The sequence below is a fragment of the Streptomyces sp. NPDC086549 genome (genome assembly GCF_044746205.1).
In the GTDB taxonomy this organism is placed as follows: Bacteria; Actinomycetota; Actinomycetes; order Streptomycetales; family Streptomycetaceae; genus Streptomyces.
Genome location: NZ_JBIVBS010000001.1, coordinates 1,174,042 through 1,188,530, shown reverse-complemented (window position 1 = coordinate 1,188,530; position 14,489 = coordinate 1,174,042). Strand labels below are relative to the sequence as shown.

Below are 14,489 nucleotides of genomic sequence, written 5' to 3'. Positions count from 1 at the left end.
CTCCTCACATCCGGAAGACGCCGAACTGGGGGTCACCCAGGGGCGCGTTGGCACAGGCGGTCAGAGCGAGGCCCAGCACCTGACGGGTCTCCAGCGGGTCGATGACGCCGTCGTCCCAGAGCCGGGCCGTGGCGTAGTAGGCACTGCCCTGGCGCTCGTACTGCGCGCGGATGGGGGCCTTGAAGGCCTCCTCGTCCTGCGCGGGCCACTGCTCGCCCCGGGCCTCCAGCTGGTCCCGCTTGACGGTCGCGAGGACGGAGGCGGCCTGCTCGCCGCCCATGACGGAGATCTTGGCGTTGGGCCACATCCACATGAAGCGGGGGGAGTAGGCCCGGCCGCACATCGAATAGTTCCCGGCGCCGTACGAGCCGCCGACCACGACCGTCAGCTTCGGCACGCGCGTGCAGGCGACGGCCGTCACCATCTTGGCGCCGTGCTTGGCGATGCCGCCGGCCTCGTAGTCCTTGCCGACCATGAAGCCGGAGATGTTCTGCAGGAACACCAGCGGGATGCCGCGCTGGTCGCACAGCTCGATGAAGTGGGCGCCCTTCTGGGCGGACTCGGAGAACAGGATGCCGTTGTTGGCGACGATCCCGACCGGGTGGCCGTGGATCCGGGCGAACCCGGTGACCAGGGTCTGTCCGAACTCGGACTTGAACTCCGCGAAACGGGAGCCGTCGACCACGCGCGCGATGATCTCGCGTACGTCGTAGGGGGTGCGGGAGTCGACCGGCACCGCGCCGTACAGCCCGTAAGGGTCGGCCTTGGGCTCGACCGCCGTGGTGACCTCCCAGGGGAGCGCCCCGCGCGCGGGAAGCGTGGCGACGATGTTGCGCACGATCCGCAGCGCGTGCGCGTCGTCCTCGGCGAGGTGGTCGGTGACGCCGGAGATCCGGGAGTGGACCTCGCCGCCGCCCAGCTCCTCGGCGGTCACGACCTCACCGGTGGCGGCCTTCACCAGCGGGGGCCCGCCCAGGAAGATCGTCCCCTGGTTGCGGACGATCACGGCCTCGTCGCTCATCGCCGGGACGTACGCGCCACCGGCGGTGCACGACCCGAGGACGGCGGCGATCTGGGGGATGCCCGCGCCGGACATCCGGGCCTGGTTGTAGAAGATCCGCCCGAAGTGCTCGCGGTCCGGGAACACCTCGTCCTGCATGGGCAGGAAGGCGCCGCCGGAGTCGACGAGGTAGACACACGGGAGGCGGTTCTCCAGGGCCACCTCCTGGGCGCGCAGGTGCTTCTTCACCGTCATCGGGTAGTACGTCCCGCCCTTGACGGTGGCGTCGTTGGCGACGACCACGCAGTCCCGGCCGCTGACGCGCCCGATCCCGGCGATGACGCCCGCCGCGGGGGCCTGCCCGTCGTACATCCCGTCGGCCGCGAGCGGCGCCAGCTCCAGGAAGGGCGAGCCCGGGTCCAGCAGCGTGTCCACGCGGTCCCGCGGCAGCAGCTTGCCGCGCGCGGTGTGCCGGGCACGCGCCTTCTCGCCACCGCCGAGCGCCGCCGCGGCCAGTTTGCCGCGCAGCTCCCCGACGAGTGCGAGGTGGGCTTCCTCGTTGGCCCTCCAGGCCTCCGACGCGGGATCTGCCGCGCTCGTCAGCTCCGGTGCCTCTTGCATCCTGCGGTCCCCTCACCCAGCGATCGACTGTTAATGAGCGTTAACCATTTCCTTCAGGTTAACGACCGCTAACCTCCCTGTCTAGAATTGCTTTCATGGTCACCAGAACCGACGCCCCCACCCGCCGCGAACAGATCCTCAAGGAGGCCGCTCGGCTCTTCGCCGAGCGCGGCTTCCATGGCGTCGGAGTCGACGAGATAGGCGCCGCGGTCGGCATCAGCGGCCCCGGTCTGTACCGGCACTTCGCGGGCAAGGACGCGATGCTCGCGGAGCTGCTGGTCGGGATCAGCGGTCAGCTGCTGACGGGAGCCAAGCGGCGCCTGGCGGAGGTCGACCGGCAGACCGGTGCCTCGGAGGTGCTGGACTCGCTCATCGAGGGCCACATCGACTTCGCTCTGGACGACCGCCCTCTGATCACCCTGCACGACCGTGAGCTGGACCGCCTCCGGGACAGCGACCGCAAGCTGGTGCGGCAGCTGCAGCGGCAGTACGTCGAGCTGTGGGTGGAGGTGGTCCGCGAGGTGTATCCGGCGCTGACCGAGCCCATGGCGCGCTCGGCGGTCCACTCGGTCTTCGGCCTGCTCAACTCCACGCCCCACCTGGGGCGGGCGGGGACGCTGCCCGGGCGCGGCGCCACGGCGGCTCTGCTGCACCGGATGGCACGGGGGGCGTTCGCGGCGGCGGGGGAGACCGAGGGCTGAGCGGGACGGGGTGGGCAAGGTCACCCTGGACGCCTGCGCGTACTCGCCGGTATCTTGACATCTGAGCAAGCGCTTAGACATGACCGAAGTACGTGGAGGTGGCGGAGTGCGCCGTACGCTGTTCAACGAGGATCACGAGGCGTTCCGGGAGACCATCCGCGCCTTCATCGAGGCCGAGGTCGTGCCCGTCTACGACGAGTGGTTCGCGGCCGGCCAGGCGCCGCGCGACTTCTACTACAAGCTCGGCGAGCTCGGCGTCTTCGGCATACGCGTCGACGAGGAGTACGGCGGCGCCGGCATCGACTCGTACAAGTTCGAGGCCGTCCTGTACGAGGAGACCGCCCGCGCCGGCATCACCTTCGGCGGCTCCGGCGTGCACGTGCTGCTCGGCCTGCCGTACATCAAGCTGCTCGCCACCGACGAGCAGAAGAAGCGCTACCTGCCGAAGTTCGCCTCCGGCGAGGAGATGTGGGCCATCGCGATGACGGAGCCGGGCACCGGCTCCGACCTCGCGGGCATGAAGACCACCGCCAAGCTCTCCGAGGACGGCACGCACTACGTCCTCAACGGCGCCAAGACCTTCATCACCGGTGGCGTGCACGCCGACCGCATGATCGTCTGCGCCCGCACCGCCGCGCCCACCGCCGAGGACCGCCGTCACGGCATCTCCCTCTTCGTCGTGGACACCAAGGCCGAGGGCTACTCCGTCGGCCGCAAGCTCGACAAGCTCGGCCTGAAGACCTCCGACACCGCCGAGCTGGCGTTCGTCGACGTCAAGGTCCCGGTCGAGGACCTCCTCGGCGAGGAGAACAAGGGCTTCTACTACCTCGGCCACAACCTGGCCTCCGAGCGCTGGGGCATCGCCTTCGGCGCCTACGCGCAGGCCAAGGCCGCCGTCCGGTTCGCCAAGCAGTACGTCCAGGACCGCGTCGTCTTCGGCCAGCCCGTCGCCGCCTTCCAGAACACCAAGTTCGAGCTGGCCTCCTGCCAGGCCGAGGTGGACGCGGCCGAGGCCGTCGTCGACCGTGCCACGGAGGCCCTCGACGCCGGTGAGCTGACCCCTGCCGAGGCTGCCAGCGCCAAGCTGTTCGCCACCGAGGTCGCCCACCGCGTGATCGACCGCTGCCTTCAGCTGCACGGCGGCTACGGCTTCATGAACGAGTACCCCATCGCCCGCCTGTACGCGGACAACCGCGTGAACCGCATCTACGGCGGGACCAGCGAGATCATGAAGACGATCATCGCGAAGGACATGGGTCTGTAAGGTCCACGCAATCACTGGCCGGTACAACTAAACGCCATGAGCCAGGCACTCCAGGAGCTCCTCGATCTGCTCGACCTCGAGCAGATCGAGGAGAACATCTTCCGCGGCCAGTCCCGGTCCGCCGTCGTCCCGCGCGTCTTCGGCGGACAGGTCGCGGCCCAGGCGCTCGTCGCGGCCGGGCGCACGGTCCCGGCCGAACGGCCCGCCCACTCGCTGCACGCGTACTTCCTGCGCATCGGCGACCCGGGCGCGCCCATCGTCTACAACGTCGAACGCATCCGCGACGGCCGCTCCTTCACCACCCGCCGGGTGGTCGCCATCCAGCACGGCAGGCCGATCTTCACCCTGTCCGCGTCCTTCCAGACGGACGAGGACGGCCTCGACCATCAGGCCCCCATGCCGCCCGCGCCCGACCCGGAGACGCTGCCCACCTCCCAGGAGCGGCTGCGCGACTACGACCACCTCGACCGCACGATCGTGGAGAGGTTCCTCGAGGCGCGCGAGGCGGTCGACCTGCGCTATGTCGACGAGCCGCCGTACGGGAAGTTCGGCGAGCCGCGCGAGCCGCACTCCCAGGTGTGGTTCCGCACCAACGGCAAGCTCGCCGACGACCCCCTGCTGCACGTCGTACTCGCCACGTACGTCTCCGACATGACGCTGCTCGACTCGGTGCTGCTCGCGCACGGTCGCGGCGGCTGGGCCGTCGGCGATGTCGTCGGGGCCTCGCTGGACCACGCGATGTGGTTCCACCGTCCGTTCCGCGCCGACGAATGGCTGCTGTACGACCAGGAGTCCCCGTCCGCGCACGGCGGCCGAGGGCTCGGACAGGCCCGCATCTACACCCAGGACGGGCGGCTCGCCATCTCGGTGATCCAGGAGGGCGTCGTCCGGGTCCCGCGTGAGAAATAGGTAAGAGGCTGTTTCGCCCGGGTCTGGTGAGGCTGCCGAGATGCCGACTCGAGAATGCGGGACTAGACTAGTTGGTTGAAAGCCGCACAATACGGCACGACGGGCCGACCCGGTTCCGATACCGCGGGGCCAGAGCCGCAAGCCACTCGCGCAAGCCTGCGCGGACGGCCTGCAGGCGTCGGCGGTCGAGTGCGTGTCTCTCCTGAATACGCGGTGACACCTGAGACCGCGCCGCACATCTCCTTCTTGCGGCGGCGGCCATCAACCTCGCGCAATCCCTGTGGGAATCGCGAGGCGATGGAACGGAAGGTACTTCTCATGCGAGCACAACGCGCAAAGCGTGTATTCGCGGCGTCTGCTGCCGGTCTGCTGATGGCCGGTGGCGTCGCGATCGGCGCGGCGGGCACGGCAGCGGCCGCACCGTCCAACAGTCACAGCGGCTACAGCAGCAGCTTCGGTGACCATGGTGGCGGTGGCGGCGGCGGCCATGGCGGCGGTGGCGGTGGCCACGGCGGCGGTGGTTACGGCGGTGGCCACGGCGGCGGTGGTTATGGCGGTGGCCACGGTGGCGGCGGCTATGGCGGCGACCACGGTGGTGGCGGTTACGGCGGCGGTTACGGCGGCCATGGCGGCGGCGGTTACGGCGGTGGCGGCCACGGTGGTGGCGGTTACGGCGGTGGCGGCCACGGTGGTGGCGGTGGCGGTGGCCACGGCGGCGGCGGTGGCGGTGGCCACGGCGGCGGCGGTGGCGGCGGCCACGGTGGCGGCGGCGGTGGCGGCGGCCACTGAGCCCACCGAGACCACAGATCCGAACGCACGGAAAGGACGACGTGCGGCCCCGTCAACGGGGCCGCACGTCGCTTTGGTTCACGGCACCCGTGCCGTGAACGATCGTCAACCGCCTTGTGTCAGGCCCGCTTCCGAGAGCAGATACGCCGTCAGCGGGTCGTAGTGCCGCGGGCTGGTCACATGGTCGTCGAGCGGCACCGCCACCTGCAGGGTGCCCTCCGACTCGGCGAGGAACAGGGCCGGGTCGTTGCAGTCGGCGTAACCGACGGAGTCGAGGCCCGCCTGACCGGCGTACCCGGCCCAGCCGTGGTCGGCGACGACCAGGTCCGGCAGCGGGCGTCCTTCGCGCTCAAGTCCCGTGAGAATGGCCCGCATCGGCTGGCCCGAGTGGGTGTGCCACAGCGTGGCCCCGTGTTCGAGGACCGCCACGTCCGCGAACTGCATGACGTAACCCTCCTCCGTCTGCAACCCGTCCGGGATGACCACGATCTCGCAGCCGGCGGCGCGCAACGCGGCGGCCGTGGCCCGGTGCACGTCCAGCAGGCCGCCCGGGTGGCCGGTGGCGAACAGCACCCGCTGCTGCCCCTCGGCCGCCTTGCGCAGCCGTCCGGCCAGCCGGTCCAAGGCGTCGACGGTCAACTCGGGGTCGATGGTGTCCTGTCCGTACCGGTACTCGGCGTCGTCGTTCACCCCGACCCGCTCCGCCATCACCGCGAGCACGTCCTGCTCGTCCCGCCAGCGGTCCCCGAGTTCCAGCCCCAGCCAGAAGTTGCGGTCGCCGTTCGCCAGCCTGCGGTAGTGGTTCAGGTTGTTCTCGCGGGGAGTGGCGACGTCACCCGCGATACGGGTCTTCACGAGGTGGTCGACAAGCTCGGCGCGGCTGGGTGTCCCGGGTATCGGCATGCCTCCCATTGTGAGGCAGCGGGCTGTGCGATTTCCCTGCATGGCGCACGCTGGGACGTGGGTCACTCACAGGTGTTTCAGCGCGAACCAGAGCTCCATGCGCACATCGGGATCGTCGAGGTCCGCGTCGAGGAGCGTGGCACACCGGGCGATCCGCTGGCGCACGGTGTTGCGGTGCACTGCCAGCGCCACCGCGGTGCGGTCCCAACTGCCGTGCAGGGAAAGCCAGGTGCGCAGGGTGTCGGTGAGCGCGGTGTTGGCGGCGACCGGGGCGAGCACGGCACGGGCGTGCGCCTGAGCCTCCTCGCCCGGGACCAGGTCGTCGAGTCCGGGCCGGGCGCCGTGCCGGACCAGTGCGGTGCGGGTGGCGCGGGCGCGGGCCAGGGCGCGGGCCGCCTGGGTGTCTGCGGACGGCCACTCGTGCGGGGCGACGGCGGCACTGACACCGAGGGTCCAGCCGGGCTGCGGGGCCGGTACGCGGTCGGTCGGCACGAGGACCCGTACGACGTCGCACGCGAGGTCGACCAGCGCCGACCCCAGGGCGGCGCCCAGCGCGGAGGCGGCCACCGCGTCCGGCACCTGCGCGTCCGGCCGCGCGTGCACGACGACCCACCGCTCGCCCCCCACCAGCGGGGCCACGTCCTCGGGCGGCGCCCCGAGCAGCAACCGCACGAGCGCCGAGGACCGTGCGGCACCGGCCCCGCTCTGGTGCTCCCCGGTCAGCAGGGAGAGCAGGACGGCGGCGACGGAGGCGATGGTGTGGTCACCGGGTTCGCGGTGGGGGGCGGCGACACCGAGGACGAAACCCTGCCCGGTGCCGAGGGCGTAGGCCGCGAGGTGGGTGCCCGCGGCGGTGTCGGCCGCAGAGGTGGGTGCATGGGCCCGGATCGGCCGTACCACCTCCGCCAGCCCTGCCAGCCCCGCCAGTGCCTCCCGCACCTCGTCCTCGGGGCCCCGGCCCGCCGCTGCGATCCGGGTTCCGTCCGGCCCGTACAGCACCGCCCAGCCGCCGAGCCGCTGAGCCAGCTGGCGCAGGACCGAGGGGACCGGGTCGGGACGGGAGGCGGCGGCCGCGAGGCTCTGCTGGGCCTCCGTCACGCGGCGGAGTTCGGCCAGGCGGGCCTGGGCCATCAGCTGCCAGACCGCACGGGCCACGCCCGAGAAGGTGGTCTGCGGAGGGACCTCCAGGAGGGGGAGCCCGTGGGCGTCGCACGCCGCCACCAGGGCGGGCGGGACCGTGTCGTGGACAGGGGCCAGGCCGAAGCCGAGGGCCGCGCCGCCCGCCGCCACGATCCGGGAGACGTAGTCGTCGAAGTATCTGCCGGAGCCCGCCGCCTCCGGGATGTGGACCCCCGCCGTCAGCAGCAGCTCGCCGCCCAGCAGGTACGGGTACGGGTCGGCCATCTCCGAGACGTGCGCCCAGTGGATCACGACGGCGGGTTCGGAGGGTCCCGCGATCTGGCGCAGGGCCAGGTCCTCGCGGGCCAGCAGCGCTGCCAGTGGGACCGGTGGGGTGGGCGGGACCGCTGGCGCGGGCGTTTCCGGCATGGTGTGCGTTCCCTCTATGCTGCCCCGTTCTAATGGATGAAACGTACACTTCGCAGCCGCCTTCCGGCCACCTACCGTCGATGCCTGTCACCCGCCAGTAGAGTCGTATGAAAAGCAGTACATTGCGCGACGAAGTGCAGGAAAGAAGGCATTCAGCAATGAGCAGCAACGAGACGCCCCGCGGCCCTGTCGACTCCTCCCGCGTCCCGCGGTATGCCGGTCCCGCGACCTTCGCCCGGCTGCCCCGCCTCGACGAGGTCGGCACCGCAGACGTCGCCGTCGTGGGCGTGCCGTTCGACTCCGGCGTCTCGTACCGGCCGGGTGCGCGCTTCGGCGGCAACGCGATCCGCGAGGCGTCCCGGCTGCTGCGCCCCTACAACCCGGCGCAGGACGCCTCCCCCTTCGCCCTCGCCCAGGTCGCGGACGGCGGCGACATCGCCGTGAACCCGTTCAACATCAACGAGGCCGTGGAGACCATCGAGGCGGCGGCGGACGAGCTGCTCGGCACCGGTGCCCGCCTGATGACCCTCGGCGGCGACCACACCATCGCCCTCCCGCTGCTGCGTTCGGTCGCGAAGAAGCACGGTCCGGTCGCCCTGCTCCACTTCGACGCCCACCTCGACACCTGGGACACCTACTTCGGCGCCGAGTACACGCACGGCACCCCGTTCCGCCGCGCGGTCGAGGAGGGCATCCTCGACACCGAGGCGCTCTCCCACGTCGGCACCCGCGGCCCGCTGTACGGCAAGCAGGACCTGACCGACGACGAGAAGATGGGCTTCGGCATCGTCACCTCGGCGGACATCTACCGCCGCGGCGCCGACGAGGTCGCCGACCAGCTGCGCCAGCGCATCGGCGACCGCCCGCTGTACATCTCCATCGACATCGACTGCCTCGACCCGGCGCACGCGCCCGGCACCGGCACCCCGGAGGCCGGCGGCATGACCTCCCGCGAGCTCCTGGAGATCCTGCGCGGGCTGGCATCGTGCAACCTGGTGTCGGCGGACGTCGTCGAGGTGGCCCCCGCGTACGACCACGCGGAGATCACGTCGGTGGCGGCCTCCCACACGGCGTACGAACTGACCACCATCATGAGCCGTCAGATCGCGGCGGCCCGCACCTCCTGATTCCCGAGGAGACCGAGACCAAGTGACCCACGACCACGACCTGGTGCTCCGCCCGACGCCCGCGCAGCAGGCGGCAGCGCTGAACCCGCCCCCCGGCCGCAACGGCGGAGACCTGGTCGTGGAGACCCTGGCCGGGCTGGGCACGACGACCGTGTTCGGCCTGCCCGGCCAGCATGCCCTCGGCATGTTCGACGCCCTGCGCCGCTCGGACCTGCGCTATGTGGGCCTGCGCGTGGAGAACAACGCGGGCTTCGCGGCGGACGCGTACGGCCGGATCACCGGCGAGGCGGCGCCGCTGCTGGTGTCGACCGGCCCGGGAGCCCTCACCTCCCTGGCCGCGCTCCAGGAGGCGGCGGCGGCCAGCGCCCCCGTCCTGGCCATCAGCAGCCAGATACCCGCCGCGGGGCTGGGCGGCGGCCGGCACGGCTATCTGCACGAACTCCCGGACCAGGCGGCCTCGTTCCGGGGCGTGGTCAAGTCGGTCCACACGGTCCGCAGCCAGTCCCAGATCCCGTCCGCCGTCGCGGCGGCCTGGAAGTCGGCGCTGACGGTCCCGCACGGGCCGGTGTGGGTGGAGATCCCGCAGGACGTGCTGCTGGCGGAGACCTCGCTGCCGGTGGTGACAGGGGTCGACGCGACTCCGGACGAGCTCGCCCCGCGCCCCGAACTGACCGCCGTGGCCGCCGACCTGCTGTCGCGTGCCGCCCGTCCGGCGATCATCGCGGGCGGGGGAGTGGTACGGGCGGACGCCTCCGGCAAGCTGAGCCAGCTGGCCGAGAAGCTCGACGCCCCTGTCGTCACCACCTTCGGCGGCAAGGGGGCCTTCCCCTGGACGCACCCCCTGTCCCTGCAGTCCTGGCTGGAGGACCGTCACACGACGGACTTCCTGGAGGACGCGGACGTACTCCTGGTGGTGGGCTCGGGCCTCGGCGAACTGTCCTCCAACTACCACACGTTCAAGCCCCGCGGCCGGATCGTGCAGATCGAGGCGGACCTCGGCAAGCTGGAGGCCAACCACCCGGCCCTGGGCATCCACGCGGACGCCCGCCTGGCGCTCCAGGCCCTGCTGGAGACGGTGGAGGAGCGCACGGACCTCTCGGCTCCCGAGCGGGTACGGGACCTGCTCTCCCGGGTGTCGGACCGCATCGCGTCCCAGGAACTCACCCTGGAGCAGGCCGTGCTGGCGTCGGTGCGCAGGGCCCTGCCCGCCGACTCCCCGTCCTTCTGGGACATGACGATCCTGGCGTACTGGGCGTGGTCGGCCTTCGACCCGCGGGGCACGAATCTGATGCACTCCGCCCAGGGCGCCGGCGGCCTCGGCTACGGCTTCCCGGCGGCGCTGGGTGCGGCCGCCGCCGACCCGACCCGCCCCGTGCTGGCGGTGTCGGGCGACGGCGGCGCGCTGTACTCGATCGCCGAGCTGGCGACGGCGAGGCAGCACGACCTGCCGGTCACCTGGCTGATCGTCGACGACGGCGGCTACGGCATCCTGCGTGAGTACATGACCGACGCCTTCGGTGAGGCGACGGCGGCGGCGACGGAACTGACCCGCCCCGACTATGTGGCCCTCGCGGAGTCCTTCGGCGTCCCGGGGGTCCGTACGACCCCCGAGACCCTGGAGACCGACCTGGCGAAGGCGCTGGCGTCACCGGGACCGTCGGTCGTCGTACTCCCGGCGTTGCTGCGGATGTTCGCGCCGACACACCTGGGCTGAACGGGCGCCGTATCAGCAGGCGCCCGGCCCCACTCCGTCGATACGGCCGCCGAAGTCGCCGTAGTACTGGGAGCGCCAGTCGCCGTTGAACACGTCCCGCTTCTCGACCGGGGACCAGTTGATGAAGCAGGCGCGGGTGCTCGCGACGAAGGAGCCGACGTTGTCGTGGAGATTGGGCGGCATGTCGCGGTAACCGCTGCGTGCCGTCCACTCCCAGTATTCGCCGCCGAAGCCCTCACCGCTCCAGAAGCAGACCGAGCCGTCGGGGCAGGCGGGTGCGACGGCCGCGTGTGCGGAGGCGCTCTGCGCGGGGACGGCGAGTGCGGTCAGCGTGAGGGCGGCGGCGAGGGACCAGGTGCGAAGCTTCACAGGACTCTCCGGAAAAGGGAGTTGGGGACATCCCGGCAGTTCCGCCGGGGTGTCCCCCATGCTCCTGGGTGGTCACTCGGACACGCCCGAGCCCAAGATCGACTTCACCTGTGTGAGCGAAGTAGTAGAACCAGTACGACCGGCCTACCAGATCGCGTCCACCCACTCCGGGTGGTCGATGAACGGGTTGCGGTTGTGCTGGTAGGAGTCGTAGATGACCTGGTTGCGGTTCTCCTCGAAGGAGTCCGGCGGGTCCTCGTCGTTCCACTTCTTCAGGATCGACAGCTTGCCGATGTAGGGGTTGCTGCCGTTGCTGACCTTGTCGTCGGGCTCCAGGTCGGCGAAGCCGTCGTCGCCCTCGTAGCGGACGGCCATGTAGAGGATCATGCGGGCCACGTCACCCTTGACGGCGTCGCGCGGCTCGAAGGAGTCCGAGTCGACCTTGCTGCCGCCGCTGTTGGTGAAGGTGGAGCCGCCCTCGTCGAAGTCGAGGTTGCCGCGCTTGGCGTTGACCGCCACGTCCTCGGGGCGGATGTGGTGCAGGTCGGTGCCGGGACCGGTCGAGGTCGTGAGGTCGCCGTGGGAGATCGCCCACACGTGCTCACGGTTCCAGTCGCCGCTGCTGCCGCCGTTGAGGGACTTGCTGCGCGAGATGCCCGAGTACAGCAGGATCACGTTGCTACTGTTGTTCGGGTCCTGGTCGGTGACCTTCAGCGCGTCCCACAACTGCGAGTAGGACAGCTTGGACTGGCTGCTGATGATCGTGTGCAGGGCGGACTTCAGACTCGTGCCCGTCTTGCCGACCGCGTTCTTGTAGTACGTCGAGTCGTACGAGGTCGTCGTCGCCTGGGCCGGGGTCGCGGTCAGGGTGGGGGCGGTGAGTCCGGCCAGTACGGCCGCGGTGGTCAGCGCCACCGACTTCCAGCGGCGCATGCGTGTCGCCAGCATCATGTGGGGTCCGTTCTACGCGGGTTGAATGGAGGCGGCAGACGGAGAGTGACATGAACATGCAGTCAACTGGGTGAACGTTGAATTTCGATTGGGTGACGAGTACCGGCAAGTCGGTTGGTCTGTAGGCGATTTGGCACGCCGAACGGCCCCTGACCGGGGGAGGTGGTCAGGGGCCGCTCAGTGGTGGAGCCGCGTCGCGGTCAGCCGACGTCCGACGGGTCCAGGCGGTAGACGGTCGACTGGTTGCTCTGCGAGGAGGAGTTCGAGGAGGACTTGGAGGACGAGGACTTCGAGGACTTCGAGGACTTCGAGGCCGAGGAGTTCGACGTCGTGTTCTTGCTGTACGCGCTCTCCTTCACCGCCGTCCCGTGCTTCTTCACCCACGACGTCACCTCGGAGCTGAGGCTGCTGCCCCCGCCGGGGCCGCCGCCCATGCCGCCGCCGAGCTGGATGTAGTGCAGTTGGCCCTTCTTCACCAGCTCCTTGAGCTTGGCGACGGTCATCGCGTTGTCGCTGCCGGTGAAGCCCCACATGGAGATGACGGGCACCTTGCTGCTCAGCTCGATCTGGGCGGCGCTCTGCGAGTTGGACACCGCCAGCAGCCACTTGGCGCCGTCCTGGTGCTTCTTCAGGTACGAGATCAGCTCGCTGTCGGCTCCGCCCATGCCGCCGCCGGGGCCGCCGCCCACGCCGCCGTTCCCGCCGGGCTGTCCGCCGGTGCCGGTGCCGGTGCCGGTGCCGCCCGGGGGCGTGCCGCCCATCTCGCCGGTTCCGCCGGGAGCCTGGCCGTTCTGGCCGCCCGGGGCGCCCGGCAGTTCGCCGTTCCCGCCGCCCGGCGTCATCTCGCCACCGCCCGGGAAGCCGCCGCTCGCCTGGCCGTTCTGGCCGCCCTGCTGGGCGCCGCCCGGCAGCTCGCCGTTGCCGGGGCCGCCGTTGCCACCCCGGGTGCCGCCGCCCGGCCCGCCGCCGAAGCCGCTGCCCGTCGAGGGGCCGGCGGTGGGGTTCGTACCGCCCATGCCGCCGCCGCCCGATTCCGACGGCACCGACCAGGCGTACGCGGCCGGTCCGGCCACCGCCGCGACCACCGCCGCGGCCACGGAAGCCGCCAGCAGCCGCGCCTTGGCGCCGTTGCGGAAGACGAACAGCCCCACGATCGCCGCGGCCATCACCACCCCGATCACCGGCCACAGCCAGGTGTTCCAGTCCGAGGCCCGGCGCAGCAGCACGATCGCCCAGACGCCCGTGACACCGAGGGCCACCGGCAGCACCCAAGCCCACCGCTTGTCGTCGCGGAACGCGCGCAGCAGCATCACACCGCCGCCCCCGCACAGCGCCGCGATGCCCGGGGCGAGCGCGGTCGTGTAGTACGGGTGCATGGTGCCCTGGGCCGTGGCGAAGATCAGGTAGTGCAGCAGCGTCCAGCTGCCCCACAGCACCAGCGCCATCCGCTTGAGGTCGGTGCGCGGGGCGCGCCCGCACAGGACCAGGCCGCCGATCAGCGCGATCGCCGAGAAGGGCAGCAGCCAGGAGATCTGGCCGCCGAGGATGTCGTTGAACATCCGGCCGAGGCCCGCGGTGCCGGAGAAGCCGCCCCCGCCCCCGCCGCCTCCGCCGTTGCCCTCGCCGCCGAAGACGCGGCCCAGACCGTCGTAACCCATGATCAGGTCCCAGGCGCTGCCGTCCGTGGAGCCGCCGATGTACGGCCGGTCGGAGGCCGGTACCAGTGACACGGCCACCGCCCACCAGAAGCTGAAGACGGCCAGGACGACCGCGGCGAGCAGCAGGTTGACGATCCGCCTCACCCAGGGGGCCTTCGACGCGTACAGGTAGATGGCGAAGACGGCCGGCAACGCGATGTAGCCCGCCAGCAGCTTGGTGTTGAAGGCGAGGCCGAAGCAGGCCGCCGAGCCCAGCAGCGGCAGCAGCTTGTCGTCCCGGGTGGCGCGCAGCGCGAGGGCCGAGCCCGACACCATGAGGAACACCAGCAGGGTGTCCGGGTTGTTGTCGCGGTTGATGGCGACGGTGATCGGGGTCAGTGCCAGCACCAGCGCGGCGACCGCCGCCGCGCCGTGACCCCACACCCGCTTCACGGAGGAGTGCAGGATCCAGATCGTCGCCAGCGCCACGACGATCATCGGTGCCATCATCTGCCAGGTGCCGAAGCCGAAGACGCGGCAGGACAGGCCCATGACCATGAGGGCGAACGGCGGTTTGTCGACGGTGAGGAAGTTGCCCGGGTCCAGCGAGCCGAAGAACCAGGCCTTCCAGCTCTTGGTGCCGGCCCAGATGGCGCCGCTGTAGAAGGTGTTGAGGCTGGAGCCGGACAGGTTCCAGGAGTAGAGCACCGCCGCCAGGATCATGATTGCGATCAGCGCGGGGAGCGACCAGCGCGGTGCCGCGTCCGGGGGCGCTGTCGGCGGGGTCGGCGACGGCTGGTCAGGGGGCACGGTCGTGTGGGGGTGGGGATCGGTGGCAGATGTCACAGGGCGCATCGTGCACAGCGGGGGTGGGTGAGGGCTGTGCCATAGCTGGCGGATTCCTGTGAAAACGCACAGGGCTCGGCAACGGCCGCAAAGGCTTTGCCCAACGACAA

At 71.0% G+C, this 14,489-nt stretch carries 12 protein-coding genes; 5 read left to right on the top strand and 7 right to left on the bottom strand.

Features of this window, described 5'->3' with window-relative positions; all coding sequences use genetic code 11:
- Nucleotides 1-4 precede the first annotated feature (4 nt).
- Nucleotides 5-1,621 carry a carboxyl transferase domain-containing protein gene (locus ACIPSA_RS05415; protein WP_402628885.1) on the bottom strand — a complete coding sequence of 539 codons (1,617 nt, stop codon included), beginning with the start codon at nucleotides 1,619-1,621 and terminating at the stop codon, nucleotides 5-7.
- Nucleotides 1,622-1,716: 95 nt separating this feature from the next.
- On the opposite strand from ACIPSA_RS05415, the gene ACIPSA_RS05410 reads away from it, so the two are divergent.
- From ACIPSA_RS05410 to tesB, 3 genes are all read left to right on the top strand, one after another.
- The gene (locus ACIPSA_RS05410; protein WP_402628884.1) at nucleotides 1,717-2,322 is read left to right on the top strand and encodes a TetR/AcrR family transcriptional regulator; all 606 of its coding nucleotides are present in this window, start codon (nucleotides 1,717-1,719) and stop codon (nucleotides 2,320-2,322) included.
- A 106-nt stretch (nucleotides 2,323-2,428) separates the two neighbouring features.
- Nucleotides 2,429-3,586 carry an acyl-CoA dehydrogenase family protein gene (locus ACIPSA_RS05405; protein WP_402629515.1) on the top strand — a complete coding sequence of 386 codons (1,158 nt, stop codon included), beginning with the start codon at nucleotides 2,429-2,431 and terminating at the stop codon, nucleotides 3,584-3,586.
- A 36-nt stretch (nucleotides 3,587-3,622) separates the two neighbouring features.
- The gene (gene tesB / locus ACIPSA_RS05400) at nucleotides 3,623-4,495 is read left to right on the top strand and encodes an acyl-CoA thioesterase II (protein WP_402628882.1); all 873 of its coding nucleotides are present in this window, start codon (nucleotides 3,623-3,625) and stop codon (nucleotides 4,493-4,495) included.
- 261 nt (nucleotides 4,496-4,756) lie between these two features.
- On the opposite strand, the gene ACIPSA_RS05395 is transcribed toward tesB, so the two are convergent.
- The 3 genes from ACIPSA_RS05395 to ACIPSA_RS05385 all read right to left on the bottom strand — a co-directional run bounded on the left by ACIPSA_RS05395 (nucleotide 4,757) and on the right by ACIPSA_RS05385 (nucleotide 7,735).
- Complete coding sequence (locus ACIPSA_RS05395) at nucleotides 4,757-5,281, bottom strand: hypothetical protein (RefSeq protein WP_402628880.1); 525 nt, start codon at nucleotides 5,279-5,281, stop codon at nucleotides 4,757-4,759.
- Between the two features lie 108 nt (nucleotides 5,282-5,389).
- Nucleotides 5,390-6,187, bottom strand: coding sequence for a phosphatase (locus ACIPSA_RS05390; protein ID WP_402628878.1), 798 nt, complete (start codon nucleotides 6,185-6,187; stop codon nucleotides 5,390-5,392).
- A gap of 66 nt (nucleotides 6,188-6,253) precedes the next feature.
- Nucleotides 6,254-7,735, bottom strand: coding sequence for a PucR family transcriptional regulator ligand-binding domain-containing protein (locus tag ACIPSA_RS05385; RefSeq protein WP_402628876.1), 1,482 nt, complete (start codon nucleotides 7,733-7,735; stop codon nucleotides 6,254-6,256).
- Nucleotides 7,736-7,893: 158 nt separating this feature from the next.
- On the opposite strand from ACIPSA_RS05385, the gene speB reads away from it, so the two are divergent.
- Both speB and ACIPSA_RS05375 read left to right on the top strand, forming a co-directional pair.
- The gene (speB, locus tag ACIPSA_RS05380) at nucleotides 7,894-8,862 is read left to right on the top strand and encodes an agmatinase (protein WP_402628874.1); all 969 of its coding nucleotides are present in this window, start codon (nucleotides 7,894-7,896) and stop codon (nucleotides 8,860-8,862) included.
- A gap of 22 nt (nucleotides 8,863-8,884) precedes the next feature.
- A complete protein-coding gene (locus ACIPSA_RS05375; RefSeq protein WP_402628872.1) occupies nucleotides 8,885-10,576 on the top strand; it encodes a thiamine pyrophosphate-binding protein in 1,692 nt (563 codons plus the stop codon).
- A 12-nt stretch (nucleotides 10,577-10,588) separates the two neighbouring features.
- Here the strand turns inward: ACIPSA_RS05375 and ACIPSA_RS05370 are convergent, their stop codons facing one another.
- From ACIPSA_RS05370 to ACIPSA_RS05360, 3 genes are all read right to left on the bottom strand, one after another.
- Nucleotides 10,589-10,945: a peptidase inhibitor family I36 protein gene (locus ACIPSA_RS05370; RefSeq protein WP_402628870.1), complete on the bottom strand. Its 357-nt coding sequence runs from the start codon at nucleotides 10,943-10,945 to the stop codon at nucleotides 10,589-10,591.
- A 144-nt stretch (nucleotides 10,946-11,089) separates the two neighbouring features.
- Nucleotides 11,090-11,893, bottom strand: a complete 804-nt coding sequence (locus tag ACIPSA_RS05365) for an endonuclease I family protein (protein ID WP_402629512.1) — start codon at nucleotides 11,891-11,893, stop codon at nucleotides 11,090-11,092.
- Between the two features lie 203 nt (nucleotides 11,894-12,096).
- The gene (locus tag ACIPSA_RS05360; protein WP_402628868.1) at nucleotides 12,097-14,379 is read right to left on the bottom strand and encodes an ArnT family glycosyltransferase; all 2,283 of its coding nucleotides are present in this window, start codon (nucleotides 14,377-14,379) and stop codon (nucleotides 12,097-12,099) included.
- Nucleotides 14,380-14,489 lie beyond the last annotated feature (110 nt).

Excerpts from the sequence above, each read along its gene's own strand:
- ACIPSA_RS05415 (WP_402628885.1), bottom strand. The coding sequence starts at position 1,621 with ATGCAAGAGGCACCGGAGCTGACGAGCGCGGCAGATCCCGCGTCGGAG.
- ACIPSA_RS05410 (WP_402628884.1), top strand. The coding sequence starts at position 1,717 with ATGGTCACCAGAACCGACGCCCCCACCCGCCGCGAACAGATCCTCAAG.
- tesB (WP_402628882.1), top strand. The coding sequence starts at position 3,623 with ATGAGCCAGGCACTCCAGGAGCTCCTCGATCTGCTCGACCTCGAGCAG.
- ACIPSA_RS05390 (WP_402628878.1), bottom strand. The coding sequence starts at position 6,187 with ATGCCGATACCCGGGACACCCAGCCGCGCCGAGCTTGTCGACCACCTC.
- ACIPSA_RS05385 (WP_402628876.1), bottom strand. The coding sequence starts at position 7,735 with ATGCCGGAAACGCCCGCGCCAGCGGTCCCGCCCACCCCACCGGTCCCA.
- speB (WP_402628874.1), top strand. The coding sequence starts at position 7,894 with ATGAGCAGCAACGAGACGCCCCGCGGCCCTGTCGACTCCTCCCGCGTC.
- ACIPSA_RS05365 (WP_402629512.1), bottom strand. The coding sequence starts at position 11,893 with ATGCTGGCGACACGCATGCGCCGCTGGAAGTCGGTGGCGCTGACCACC.